The sequence below is a fragment of the Trinickia terrae genome, from assembly GCF_005144415.1.
Lineage (GTDB): Bacteria > Pseudomonadota > Gammaproteobacteria > Burkholderiales > Burkholderiaceae > Trinickia_A > Trinickia_A terrae.
In genome coordinates, this window is record NZ_SWJE01000033.1 from 1 (window position 1) to 11,375 (window position 11,375).

An 11,375-nucleotide genomic window follows, 5' to 3' on the forward strand; every position below is an offset into this window, starting at 1 on the left:
CATCCCGAACAGGACCGTGAAACGACTCCACGCCGATGATAGTGCGGATTCCCGTGTGAAAGTAGGTAATCGTCAGGCTCCTCTCATAACTACAACCCCACCCCATAAAGGTGGGGTTGTGGCCGTTTACAACCCACACAAAAACGCTTCCCCCCTGCCCCCTTGGGACCGCCCGAGCGCGCCTCCCTGAGGCTGACCCAGAATCAGGCCAACCGGACTTCTAGCAAAGTCCTTTTGCCCTTATTTCGCTGCCAAGCCCCCCCTGCACTTAACTTTCCCTACAGAATACTGTATAAAAAAACAGTATCCGGCAGCACACTCCTCAACCCGACGAAGCTTCACATTCTGCAGCTAGACGACAAGGAGTCGCGCCAGTTGTTACGCTCTCTCGCCCGTAGCTGACCCAGCAGAGCCGCGGCGACGTCGGTGCTGCCTGATCGTCTGATCAATATTCGCATGCGAATAGGGTGGCGCTTTCTCTTTAACCGAGCATGTCTATGGCAGCAGTACTTCAGCTTGCAGCGCATGCCTTGACGCCCACTTTGCAACGTCAGATGTGGCAGGGCGATCAGATCGCCGGCCCGATAGAGCAGACGATCTCGAGCGGGTATCCAGCGTTCGATCAAGCCTTGCCCGGACAGGGCTGGCCTACTGGCAGTTTGACTGAACTACTGGTCGAGCATGACGGTGTGGGAGAGATGCGCTTGCTGGCTCACGCGCTTCGCCAACTGACGATGGTAGAGGAGCGGCACGTGGTGATGATAGCGCCGCCCTATCATCCGCATGCGGTGGCGTTGAAGGCGTGGGGGATCGCTATCGAGCGGATTTTTTGGGTGCGAGCAACAGAGGCCCAAGCGTTTTGGGCCGCGGAGCAAGCGTTGAAGCAGGGCGGAATGGGGGCCGTGCTGATGTGGTCGTCGGATGCGCGTCCGGAAGCACCAAGACGTCTTCAGGTCGCGGCTCAAGAGTCCCGGTCGTTGGCCTTTCTGATCCGTCCGGCCGATGCTGCGGCGCACTCTTCTGCGGCGCCGTTGCGGATCATTTGCTCACCTTCCTTGCCCGAGGAGGCACAGGAGGTGAACCGTCGGCAATGGCTGCACAAAGTCGCTTTGACCGTCGACATCATCAAGCGCCGCGGTCCGCCTCTTGCAGAACCGCTTCGCATCGAGCTTCCCGTGCAGGAGGCGATGTTGCGTGCACGAGCGGCAACTCCAATGCGTCACGAACCAAAGGTCAATCATGTTGTGGATCGCTGTGACATTGCCTCTCTTGTCGCTGGAGGCCGTGAAGTCGCCTCTGTCCGAGCAAAAGAGCGTGCACAAATCGAATCGGCGTGACGACTCCGGCGAGTCCGTGCCGGGGGCGGGCGATATTCGATGCTATGCGTTGGCCGATCACACACATATCGTGATGCCAGATGCCAGCGCATACCGGCTCGGCGTACATGCGGGGCAGACACGGTCATATGCATTAGTGTTGGCGCCGAGGCTCGAGATACTCACCGCGGTCCCCGAGCGAGAGGCACAGGCATTCGAGGCGATGGCACTGGCGCTGCTCGCCTATACGCCAAAGGTCTCGCTGGCCCACGACCATACCGTACTGCTGGAGGTCGCGTCTGGATTGAGGCTTTTTGGCGGATTGCGCGCATTGTTGGCGAAAGTCGCGTCGACGGTCCGCGATTTCGGCTACACCGCTCACATGGCTTGTGCTCCGACCGCATGGGGCGCATGGCTGCTCGCGCAGGCCAGAGCGTGCCGGGACGGGCGGCGCTGGCACAGCGTGAAGGATGCGTCGCTGCCCCCCGTGCTCGATGCGTTGCCGGTCTCCCTGTTGCCCGCAGTAGCCGCATGCGGCGATGCGTTCGAACAGATCGGCTGCGAGACGTTGGCCGATTTGCGTCGCCTGCCTCGTGCGGGTGTCGCCAGGCGTTTCGGCAGCGGCGTGCTGGACTTGCTCGCGCAGGCCTACGGGGAAAAGCCGGACCCGCGCGAGTCGTTCCAAGCGCCGGCTTTGTTTCGTGCGCAACTCGAGTTGCAGTCTCGCGTCGATACTGCCGAAGCGCTGCTCTTCGCCGCGCGCCGGCTCGTGATGCAATTGGCCGGATGGCTGAGCGCGCATCACGCGGCGGTCAGCCGCTACACGCTGTTGTTCGAGCACGAGCTCGCAGCTCGCCATGCGCCGCGTACGTCGAGCTTGACGGTCTCGTGGGCCACGCCCTCGCGCGACCCCGATCATCTGATCTGGCTGCTGCGCGAGAAGCTGAATCAGACCGAGCTGGCTGCACCAGTTGTCGAGCTGAAGCTCGTCGCCGATCAGATCGGCGAACATGCGGCGCTGTCGGACACGCTCTTTCCGGTGCCGGATGCCGATCGCGATTCGGCAGCCCGTCTCTTTGAGCGGCTGAGTGCGCGTCTAGGCGCTGAAAACGTGATGCGGATTTCGATGCAGGAAGATCATCGACCGGAGAGGGCGATGCGCGTCGAAGCATATCAAGCCGGACAGCCCGCCTGGACGTCGCTGCAAGCGAAGCCAAAGCGCGCGCAACGGAAACCGGAGGCGAAATCTGCTGAGGAAAAGGGGCGGGCTGCATCTGCGTCGAGCATCGCGGCAGCCGGTGTCGTCGAGCGCAACCAGGCGGACGGTGCAGCGCAGGCGGCATTGCCGGATAACGCGTTGCCGCATGTGCAGGTCTTATCCGACGACGTGTCGCAACCGCCGCGGCCGGTCTGGTTGCTCGATACGCCGCTCAAATTGGCGGTGAGCGAACAGCAGCCCGTCTATCGGCGTCCTTTGAGGCTGCTCACCTGCACCGAGCGGATCGAGGCAGGCTGGTGGGATGGGGAAGGTGTCGAGCGCGATTACTACATCGCAGCCGATGATGACGGACACCTGCTCTGGCTGTTTCGTGAACGTTTGTCCGGCCATTGGTTCTTGCACGGGCTTTTCGGGTGAAGCGATGGCCCACTCTGTCTTACTCACGGCCTCTCAGGCATCGGCGGAGTCCGCTCCGTTGCCGGCTTATGCGGAACTGCACTGCCTGAGTAATTTCTCCTTCTTGCGCGGCGCTTCGCATCCGGGCGAACTCGTCGAGCAGGCAGTCCAGCATGGCTACGCAGCACTCGCGATTACCGACGAATGCTCGTTCGCCGGCGTGGTGCGTGCGCATGTCGCAGCGAAGAAACACAAGGACGTGCTGCAGCTTTTGATCGGCAGCGAGCTGCGTCTGACCGGCGAAGATGGCGAGCCTTTTTGCACGGTGGTTGCGCTTGCAACCAATCGCGAAGGCTATGGAAACCTCTCCGAGCTGATTACGCTCGGACGCTCGCGCGTGGAGAAGGGCAGCTACCGGCTCACGCCAACGGATTTCACCGATCCTCCTTCTGAACTCGCGCATTTGCGGCACCTGCCCGATTGCCTGCTGTTGCTGGTGCCGCAGCGCGACACGTCGCTTGCCCAGACGCTGCGCTGCGCGCATTGGCTTGCGGCTTTGGCGCCAGGGCGCTCGTGGCTCGCGCTCGAGCTCTGGCAAGCCGGCCGCGACGACGAATATATCGAAGCATTGCGGATGATTTCAGACGAGAGCGGCTTGCCGCTCGTCGCCGCAGGCGGGGTGCTGATGCACGCACGCGCGCGCAAACCGCTTCAGGATACGTTGACCGCGATCCATTTGGTGAAACCGCTCGCGGCCTGCGGCCATGCGCTCGAGCCGAATGCCGAACGGCACATGCGCACGCTTGTGCGAATCGCATCGCTCTATCCAGCCGATACGCTTGAAGAAACACTGCGCGTCGCGGCTCGCTGCAAGTTCAGTCTCGATGAGCTGCAGTATGAGTATCCGGAAGAGCTGGTCCCAGCGGGCGAGACGCCGTCGAGCCATCTGCGCAGGCTGGTCATGGACGGTGCGATCGAGCGCTGGCCGCACGGGCTTTCCGTCGACACTATCGAACAGATCGAAAAAGAGCTCGCACTGATTGCCGAGCTTCGATATGAGAAGTATTTCCTGACGGTGTACGACATCGTGCGCTTCGCGCGCGAGCATCGCATCCTGTGCCAGGGGCGTGGTTCGGCGGCCAATTCGGTTGTCTGCTACTGCTTGCGTATCACCGAGATCAATCCGGCGCTCATCCATATGCTCGTCGAGCGCTTCATCTCACGGGCGCGCGACGAGCCGCCCGATATCGACGTCGACTTCGAGCATCAGCGCCGCGAAGAGGTCATTCAATACATCTACAGAAAATACGGCGATCGCCGGGCGGCGCTGACCGCCACGCTCATCACCTATCGCACGCGCAGCGCCTTGAAAGACGTCGGCAAGGCGCTTGGGCTCGAAGAAGCGTTGATCGAGCGGGTCGGCCAGTCGCAGCAATGGTGGGATGGCCCGGATGCGATCGCCCGGCATCTAGCCGATGCAGGCTTCGACGCGCAATCGCACATCACGCAGCATCTGATCCGCTTGACCCATGAGCTGCGCGGTTTCCCGCGGCATTTGTCGCAGCACGTCGGCGGCTTCGTGATCGCGCGCGACAAGCTCTCGCGTCTCGTGCCGATCGAAAAGGCGGCGATGGAGGGGCGCAGCGTGATCGAGTGGGACAAGGACGATATCGAAGCGCTCAAGCTGCTGAAAGTCGACGTGCTTGCGCTCGGCATGCTGTCGGCGATCCGGCGCTCGCTCGAATTCGTCGCGCTGCGGCGCGGTTTTCCGAATTTCGGCGTCGAGCATATTCTGCGCGAGGATCCGGCCGTCTACGAGATGTGCGGCCATGCCGATACGATCGGCGTGTTCCAGGTCGAATCGCGCGCGCAGCAAAGCATGCTGCCGCGCCTGAAGCCGAAGAAATACTACGATCTCGTGATCCAGGTGGCGATCGTACGGCCCGGGCCGATTCAGGGCGGCATGGTGCATCCGTATTTGCGCCGCAGACAGGGGCTCGAGGTTGTCGATTATCCGAAGGAGGAACTGCGGCCGGTGCTAGGAAGGACACTCGGTGTGCCGATCTTTCAGGAGCAGGTGATGCATCTCGCGATGGTCGCGGCCAAATACTCCGCTGAACAGGCCGACGAATTGCGCCGCGCGATGGCCGCCTGGCGGCGCACCGGCAATCTCAAGCCTTATCAGGACGACTTGAAGGAGAAGATGCGGGCGCGCGGCTACGACGAGAGTTTTACCGACCGGATTTGCAAACAGATCGAAGGCTTCGGCGATTACGGCTTTCCGGAGAGTCACGCGGCCAGTTTTGCGCTGCTGGTTTACTTGAGCGCGTGGCTCAAGCGCTATGAGCCTGCCGCGTTTCTTGCCGGGTTGCTCAACAGCCAGCCGCTCGGCTTTTATTCGCCGTCGCAACTCGTGCAGGACGCGAAACGCCATGGCGTGCCGGTGTTGCCACCCGATGTCACGCTAAGCGATTGGGAATCGACCTTGGAGAGGCCCCGGCGGCCTGGCGAGCGGATCTCGTGGCGCGGACCCGGCGGTCGCGACCGCGATGCCCGCCGCTATCAGCAGATGCTTCGCGATGCGTCGTTGCCGAAGGGAATGTGGGCGAAGACGAACAGACGCGCTGCCCGGCGTTACGCGGCGCGGGTGAAACAGCCGGCTGGCACCTACGGCAAGAAAGGTCCGGCGGTGCGTCTCGGCATGCATCTGGTCAAGGGATTTTCTCAGGCGGCCGCCGAGCGGATCATGGCAGCGCGGAGCGTTGGCCCGTTTATCGATGTCGATGATCTCGCGCGGCGTGCCGCACTCACGCGCCGCGAGCTCGAAGCACTGGCGGCGGCAAATGCGCTCGTCAGTCTTGCCGGCCATCGACGGCAGGCGTGGTGGGCCGTGACCGCTCAGCATGCGGTGCCGCAACTGTTGCGTGATGCACCGATCGCCGAGGCCCCGTTGACGCTGCCGCGTGCGCCGGAGGGACGTGAAATCACCGACGACTATCGAAGCCTTGGGTTGACGCTGAATCGGCATCCGCTCGCGTTGCTGCGGCCGCTGCTTGCGAAGGAGCGCTTCAGGACAGCGGCGCAACTCGCACATCTGGGCCACGGAAGGCTGGCCCGCGTATGCGGGATTGTCACCGGGCGGCAGCGGCCGGGCACGGCTAACGGCACGATCTTCGTGTCGCTCGAGGACGAGACCGGCATGATCAACGTGATCGTCTGGCCGGCGCTCGTCGAAAAGCAGCGCGCTGAGCTGCTGGGTTCGGGATTGCTCGCGGTCCACGGCGTGGTGCAGCGCGAGGGAGAGGTGTTGCATTTGGTCGCAAAGCGGCTCGAGGATCGGACTGCATTGCTTGGCCGGATCGCCGTGGCAAGCCGCGATTTTCATTGAGCGCTGGTTTGCCGGCCGGCTGGATTCGTACCGTCTACAGATGCCAGGGGAACGCGTCGAGCACTTGGCGGATCGCCTCGTCAAACGGCATGCGCCGTCCGATGCCGAGTGCTTCCAGGCGGCTCGAATCCAGATGACAGTCGCGCGGACGCGGTGTCGCGTCGGCCGGCGTGTGCTGCGGCGCGAGGCGCGCATCGAGCCGCAATGCTTGCGCAAGCCGCGTGGCGATGTCGAACTTCGTCATCGGCTCGGCTCCGGACCATTGCGCGATTCCGCAGATCGCGTCGCCGCTTGCATGGCGTTCGAGCATCTGCCGGACGACGACGGCGACATCGGGCGTGAAAGTCGGATAGCGCGTCGCCCATGCATCCATGATCGCGGGTTTCGCACCGTGGGCAGCCGAGGCGGCGATCGCCGGCACGAGGCTCGTGACCGCCGATTCCTGCCAATCGACGATCGGACCGAAGAGGAGCGGCAGGCGCAGCACGCAACCGAGTCCGGTGGTCTCCAGGAGCGCGCGCTCTCCGTCCAGCTTGCTGCGGCCGTATGCGTTGAGTGGCGCTGGCGGGTCATCGCAGCGATAGGGCGGTTGCGTGCCGTCGAACACATAGTCGGTTGAGATCGACAGCACCCATGTTCCGCAGCGGCGTGCCGCGGCGGCGACCGTGTTTACGGCGTCGACGTTGAGCGCGCGGGCGAAAGCCGGATCGTGTTCGCAGACGTCAGGCCGGCGTTCGGCCGCCGCGATCACGATTGCGTCGGGCGCGGCGTGGTCGATGAAGGCGTCGATTGCCGCCGCATCGCGCATGTCGAGCGCGACCGAGCCTTCGGCGACGCGTCGATGCGCGGTGCGGACCACGCGCCAGCCGGTGCGTGCCGTCAGCTCATTGCTAATCGCGCGCCCGAGCAGGCCCGAGGCGCCGAGGAGGGCCACCGTGAACATAGCGTTTTTAGGCGTTGCCGCCGCCGATAGTGCCTTTGACGGTATAGCCCGCGTCGTCGATGGCGGCTTGAAGCACGCTCGCGGCCTGTCCCGATTCGATGACGACGCGTCCTCGCTCCAGATCGACCTGCACGCGCGCCGTGGCGTCGTGCGCCTGGATGGCTTTCGTCACGGCCGAAGCGCAGTGCTGGCAGCTCATGCCTTCAACTTGGAATTCGATCATCGTGTTTCCTTTCAAGAATGGAGGAGGAGTGGGATGAGCTTCCCATGATGGGAAGGTGTACGATCGGCCGGTACACTGAGGAACTGACCATGAATATCGGCGAAGCGGCCCGTGCATCGGGCGTTACGGCAAAAATGATCCGCTACTACGAGAGTGTTGGACTGCTTGCGCCCAAGGCGCGCACGGAATCCGGTTATCGGGTCTACGGCGCGGACGAGATCCACACGCTGCGCTTCATTCGGCAGGCGCGGCGCCTCGGGTTTCTGGTCGAAGACATCCGCAAGCTGCTCGCTCTTTGGCAGGACCGTTCGAGAGCGAGTGCCGAGGTCAAGGCCATCGCGCTCGAGCACGTTGCCGAGCTCGAGCGGCGCATCGCCGAGCTGACCGATATGCGCGACACGCTTGCGCACCTCGCCCAGCATTGTCATGGCGACGCTCGCCCGGATTGTCCGATTCTTGAACAACTGGCTCATGAATTCGATGCAAAGCCGTCGGCCCAATGTCATTGAGCGCTAAACGCGTGCTTGGGGACAGCGTGATGGAAATAGGGTCGCATAAATTATCCTGTTTGGCGCTATTTTGGTGCATTTGAGCCTGATCGAGCATTTGCTACCGCCTCGACATGATCGCTTGCCGTTATAAATCAACATTTTCGGTGGCAGCTTGGCTTGCACCATTCCAAAACGGAATGCACGTCATTCGTGCATTTCACTAGACGGTTGCACCTTTAGGTCTATAATTAGGGTTAACCCTTTTACGGGAAATCCCTGATGCCCAACCCGCCAGGGGTTCATATCGATCCTTGGAGAACATCATGTTTGCGTACATCATCGAAACACTGAGCAACTGGTTCGAAGCTGCAGAACGCCGCCGTCGTGAGGCTTATCTGGCTGCGTCAGCCGACATCGTCCAACTCGAACAGCGCATCCGCTCGCTCGAAAAGAACGGCTACTCGCTGTAATCGCGAACTGCCGATCCGGCGGGGCCGCAGTTCCGGCGTCGTTGTGAAGCCAAGCCCCGTCCAGCGGGGCTTTGTCGTATCTGGAACGCGACTGCGACTAGCCTAAACCTTGCCATCACGGTAAGGTAAAGCGTTTTCCTCCACAATCACGCAGTCGATCACGGATACGCATGCCATGCGCCCATTTCTTTTGCTTCGCGTGTTGCCGGCCGTCTGCGCTGCGGCTGTAGGGTTTGTTGCGTCTGGCGCTGCAACCAATGCATTGGCCGCGTCGGACCGCAAGCCGCTGGTGCTCGATACGGAAAGCGGTATCGATGACGGGCAAAGCGGCGTCGTTCTGCAAACGGCGCCGCTGTCGCGGCAGCCGATGGTTGCGGCGAAGCGCGCGGCGGCTCCCACCGAGTTGCAACAACCGGACTCGTCGCAACCCATCATCGTGGCGCCGTATATCAATCTGCCTGTGGGCGGTGCATCGGCGCCGCGCCCCGTCTACCGGCCGAATTCGAGCCAGTAGCCGTGCGCCAGCCGATCCTCAATCGGCCCGGCTCTCGATCTTGAACTGCGCGGTTTCGTCTTGCCCGAGCTTGTCGACGAGATAGGGCAGCGTTTCTTTCATCGTTGCGGCAAGTGTGTACGGCGGGTTCAAAATGAACATGCCGCTGCCGTACAACCCGAAGCCGTCGGATGGCGGGTGGCTAACCGTTAGCGTCAAATGCAGCCAATTGGTTGGCTGTAACTGCTTCAATTGCTCCGGGAAACGTTGCGACTCCTGCCGCGTAACCTGTGGATACCAGACCGCGTAAGTACCTGTCGCAAACCGCTTCAGACTCTCTTCGACGCAGGTCAGTGTGCGCGTGTAGTCGCGCTTGTCTTCGAACGACGGGTCCACCAGCACGAGAGCGCGGCGCGGCGGTGGGGGAAGCAGGGCCTTGATGCCATCGAACCCATCTGCGCCAAAGAGCATGGCGCGGCGCCCCGCGTCGCGGAAGTTATGACGCAGGACATCGATCTCGGTCGAGTGCAGCTCGAAAAGTCGCATGCGGTCCTGATCGCGCATTAGCCGCCAGGCCAGATAGGGCGACCCCGGGTAATAGCGCAATTGCCCGTCGGGATTCAACGCGCCGACTTCCTCGACGTATTCCGCGAGTGCGGCCGGCAGATCTTTTTGCTCCCACAATTTCGCTATACCGGTCTCGAACTCGGCGGTCTTCGTCGCATAGCCTTCCTTGAGCGAATAGACGCCGGCGCCCGCATGCGTATCGATGTACCAATAGGCCTTGTCCTTCAGGCCGAGATAGCGCAGTAACTGCACGACGACGGTGTGCTTGAGAACGTCGGCATGATTGCCTGCGTGAAAGGCGTGACGATAGCTGAGCATGGCAAACGAGAAGCGAACGATGGGGCATGGAAGCGCGCAGCGAGCCGCAATATCGGCTCGCGAGCGCCTGGCGCATAAGCTGCGCGGTGCGAGGCGCTTGTGGGCGGTCGCGTATTGTACGCGAGGCACGCACCGCCCTTGACCGTTTTACTGATAGGCCTCGCCGACAACTTCCTCGATCTTCTGCTTAATTTCGGGCGTAATCTTGGCGGCCACGTCTTGCGCCTTCATGTTCTCGTGTATCTGCTCGACGCGCGACGCGCCGGTGATCACCGTGCTGACGTTCGGGTTCTTCAGGATCCACGCAATCGCCAGTTGGCCGATCGTGCAGCCGAGTTCGTCGGCGATGCTGCCCAGCTGGCCGACGATGTTGTTCTTGCCTGCATCCATCACCTGCGTGCGCAACCAGTCGTAGCCCTGCAGTTGCGCGCGGCTGTCGGCCGGCACGCCATTGCGATACTTGCCGGTGAGCAGGCCCGATGCCAGCGGGCTCCAAGTCGTCAGGCCCAGCCCGATATCCTCGTAGAGCCGCTTGTATTGCTGCTCGACACGCTTTCGACAGAAGAGGTTGTATTGCGGCTGCTCCATCACCGGCTTGTGCAGGTGGTGCCGCTCGGCGATTTCGTAAGCTGCGCGGATTTCATCGGCGCTCCATTCCGACGTGCCCCAGTAGAGCGCCTTGCCGCGCGCAATCATATCGCTCATCGCCCACACGGTTTCCTCGATCGGCGTGTTCGGGTCGGGGCGATGGCAGAACACGAGGTCGACGTAATCGAGTTGCAGTCGGTGCAGCGACGCGTCGATGGCATTCAGCAGGTATTTGCGGTTCAGCGTGTGGTACTGATTCGGCGCTTCGTGCAGCCCCCAGAAGAATTTGGTCGACACCACGTAGCTGATGCGCGGCCATGCAAGCTCCTTTAGCGCATGACCCATGATTTCCTCGGACTTGCCGCCCGCATAGACTTCAGCGTTATCGAAGAAATTCACGCCCGCGTCGCGTGCCGCAGCGAGCGATTCGCGGGCAGCGTGCCGATCCACCTGATTGCCGTACGTAACCCATGAACCGATGGAAAGCTCGCTGACTTGCAAGCCGGAACGTCCGAGTCGTCGATAGTTCATATACTTCTCCTTCGAAGGTGGGCGTAAGAGTCAAACGCACAGCTTAATCCGAATTGTTTTTCCGCGTGGACGGCCGGGCCCTGCGCCGCTACCGCATCGATCGAATGATTTGCGGAACCCGCCTCAGGGTGTTCATGCACAATACCGGGGTCGGTCATGGCGCGGCAGCCGGCCGATCGGCATATGCCTTTCGGCCGGGTTGTCATGCATTTGCCGCCATGGTGTCATGTGCTCAATCCAGATGGAGGTCTTGCATGTCGTCGTCAAACACGAAGCTGAACGGTAAGGTTGCAGTCGTCACGGGCGCCGCAAGCGGCATCGGCAAGGAAATCGCATTCACGCTCTCGAAGGCGGGCGCCGCGGTGGCGATCGCCGACTTGAACCTCGCGGGCGCGCAGGCGGTGGCCGACGAGATCAAGCAGGCCGGCGGCA

At 62.1% G+C, this 11,375-nt stretch carries 11 protein-coding genes; 7 read left to right on the top strand and 4 right to left on the bottom strand.

Annotated elements, in window-relative coordinates:
* Positions 1 to 497: 497 nt before the first annotated feature.
* Genes imuA through FAZ69_RS32785 form a run of 3 tightly spaced genes read left to right on the top strand, consistent with a single transcriptional unit; the run spans position 498 to position 6,319 of the window.
* Positions 498 to 1,337 carry a translesion DNA synthesis-associated protein ImuA gene (gene imuA, locus FAZ69_RS32775; RefSeq protein WP_136899585.1) on the top strand — a complete coding sequence of 280 codons (840 nt, stop codon included), beginning with the start codon at positions 498 to 500 and terminating at the stop codon, positions 1,335 to 1,337.
* Positions 1,240 to 2,952 carry a Y-family DNA polymerase gene (locus tag FAZ69_RS32780; RefSeq protein ID WP_136899602.1) on the top strand — a complete coding sequence of 571 codons (1,713 nt, stop codon included), beginning with the start codon at positions 1,240 to 1,242 and terminating at the stop codon, positions 2,950 to 2,952. The genes imuA and FAZ69_RS32780 overlap by 98 nt, the downstream gene beginning before the upstream one ends.
* Before the next feature lie 4 nt (positions 2,953 to 2,956).
* Positions 2,957 to 6,319 carry an error-prone DNA polymerase gene (locus tag FAZ69_RS32785; RefSeq protein WP_136899587.1) on the top strand — a complete coding sequence of 1,121 codons (3,363 nt, stop codon included), beginning with the start codon at positions 2,957 to 2,959 and terminating at the stop codon, positions 6,317 to 6,319.
* A gap of 34 nt (positions 6,320 to 6,353) precedes the next feature.
* Here FAZ69_RS32785 and FAZ69_RS32790 read toward each other — a convergent pair whose 3' ends face one another.
* The gene (locus FAZ69_RS32790; RefSeq protein WP_136899589.1) at positions 6,354 to 7,262 is read right to left on the bottom strand and encodes a dTDP-4-dehydrorhamnose reductase family protein; all 909 of its coding nucleotides are present in this window, start codon (positions 7,260 to 7,262) and stop codon (positions 6,354 to 6,356) included.
* Between the two features lie 7 nt (positions 7,263 to 7,269).
* The gene (locus tag FAZ69_RS32795) at positions 7,270 to 7,485 is read right to left on the bottom strand and encodes a heavy-metal-associated domain-containing protein (protein ID WP_136899591.1); all 216 of its coding nucleotides are present in this window, start codon (positions 7,483 to 7,485) and stop codon (positions 7,270 to 7,272) included.
* Positions 7,486 to 7,574: 89 nt separating this feature from the next.
* Here FAZ69_RS32795 and cueR point away from each other — a divergent pair, with 89 nt between their 5' ends.
* The 3 genes from cueR (at position 7,575) to FAZ69_RS32810 (ending at position 8,960) form a co-directional block, all read left to right on the top strand.
* Positions 7,575 to 7,994 (top strand): Cu(I)-responsive transcriptional regulator, encoded by a 420-nt coding sequence (gene cueR, locus FAZ69_RS32800; protein WP_136899604.1) that lies wholly within the window; start codon positions 7,575 to 7,577, stop codon positions 7,992 to 7,994.
* A 305-nt stretch (positions 7,995 to 8,299) separates the two neighbouring features.
* The gene (locus FAZ69_RS32805; RefSeq protein WP_136899593.1) at positions 8,300 to 8,446 is read left to right on the top strand and encodes a DUF3563 family protein; all 147 of its coding nucleotides are present in this window, start codon (positions 8,300 to 8,302) and stop codon (positions 8,444 to 8,446) included.
* 175 nt (positions 8,447 to 8,621) lie between these two features.
* A complete protein-coding gene (locus FAZ69_RS32810) occupies positions 8,622 to 8,960 on the top strand; it encodes a hypothetical protein (RefSeq protein ID WP_136899595.1) in 339 nt (112 codons plus the stop codon).
* An 18-nt stretch (positions 8,961 to 8,978) separates the two neighbouring features.
* Here the strand turns inward: FAZ69_RS32810 and FAZ69_RS32815 are convergent, their stop codons facing one another.
* Entirely contained in the window at positions 8,979 to 9,824 is an 846-nt protein-coding gene (locus FAZ69_RS32815) for a 23S rRNA (adenine(2030)-N(6))-methyltransferase RlmJ (protein ID WP_136899597.1), read from the bottom strand.
* A gap of 147 nt (positions 9,825 to 9,971) precedes the next feature.
* Complete coding sequence (locus FAZ69_RS32820) at positions 9,972 to 10,943, bottom strand: potassium channel beta subunit family protein (RefSeq protein WP_136899598.1); 972 nt, start codon at positions 10,941 to 10,943, stop codon at positions 9,972 to 9,974.
* Between the two features lie 254 nt (positions 10,944 to 11,197).
* Here FAZ69_RS32820 and FAZ69_RS32825 point away from each other — a divergent pair.
* Positions 11,198 to 11,375 (top strand): SDR family NAD(P)-dependent oxidoreductase (locus FAZ69_RS32825; RefSeq protein WP_136899600.1); only part of this gene is annotated, 178 nt, incomplete at its 3' end.